The 1,262-nt window shown below is 40.4% G+C and carries 1 protein-coding gene; it reads left to right on the top strand.

Annotation, left to right across the window (positions count from 1 at the left end):
• A partial coding sequence (locus tag IQR33_RS33325) for a Rid family hydrolase (RefSeq protein ID WP_265575791.1) occupies positions 1-204 on the top strand: 204 nt, incomplete at its 5' end.
• Between the last annotated feature and the right edge of the window lie 1,058 nt (positions 205-1,262).

The raw sequence follows: 1,262 nt of genomic DNA, 5'->3' as shown, positions 1-1,262 counted from the left end.
GCGGGTAGTGATAAAGACCATATATTACAAGTTACAGTTTGGTTGGCAGACATGCAGGACTTTGATGAAATGAACCATGTCTGGGACGACTGGTTCAAGACTGGCTTTGCTCCTGCGAGAGCCTGTGGAGAAGCCAAACTGGCAAGTACTGAACTAAAAATCGAGCTGCTTGTTACGGCAGCAATAGTGCGAACAAGTAACTAGCGCATTTATATAACACCGTCATAAATATCGTAAACTTTGTGGTGGTGTTATTACTTGAAATTAAATGTTTGACTTCATATAGGACTGGATTCTGAGTAAAGCGAATTTGCCGTCCCTCATAATCCATCTAATTAAGCATAGGGGGGCGCGCGAGTGTGTCCAAGAGTGTTTCAAAAAGTCTTTAGATAACAAACCTCTGACCCAAAAGTAATTCAGAGCAAAGCTCTGCTTATAATTTCCCCTACTAAAAGCTATCTGAAGGAGTTTGAAGTGAGCCATTATTGAAATCATCAGGCGTCATGCAATCTAATCTCTATCAACTTTCACTAACCTATTGATTGCACGTTGATATGGTATTAGAAAGGCTGCATTATATCAGAATGAAAGGTGGCTAAAAGCAGTATAGAAAGCGTTAGGCGACGGGCAGAAAAGTTCTTTGTTCTCATCTTTTTAGTTCTCTTTGAGTATTCGTTTTTCTAAGTCGGCAACTCAGTATTGTCGGCTCAAATTCTTGAATCTCTCCAGCCGTAAAACATGCCAATATTCGTTGGTTGCCTCTTTGGTTTTCACAGTCGCTTGGTTGTGAGTTTAACTGGCTCAAAGTGTGGAAAGGGCAAGTTAATCGTAGCTTTCGTTTTTGCTATTAGCTCGTAGCTGTTAGTTTCTCAGGTTCAAAAACTACTTAGTCGCTGCAAATTCGCATTTCGTGGTCGTTGGAATTTTGGCTGAAACATAGTGAGTTTTGTGGTTCTTGAATCACAAAAAGTCAGTGGGTGTTTGGTTGCTTATTTGGTTTCGGGTAATCTGCTTTCAAAACAACTTAAACACTGGTGGAAAACTTCGCCTAACAAGGCGTTTAAGGCGGATTCACAACGCTTGGTGATTTCAGTTCAAGTTGAATTTAGTGTTTAAGGTACAATGGTTTAAGTTTGGTGGTTGGCGTTGTTCACCACTTAACGCGGCGTTATGTAGCCGCGAGAGGACGGTAAGTTAAAAGGATTTATATATGTTAAATATTCGGCAAGCTCGCATTGAAGATATCAGTGTTATCAAGAAAC

The organism is Vibrio sp. OPT46 (assembly GCF_015163535.1).
In the GTDB taxonomy this organism is placed as follows: Bacteria; Pseudomonadota; Gammaproteobacteria; order Enterobacterales; family Vibrionaceae; genus Vibrio; species Vibrio alginolyticus.
This window is presented reverse-complemented; position numbering and strand designations above follow the sequence as displayed.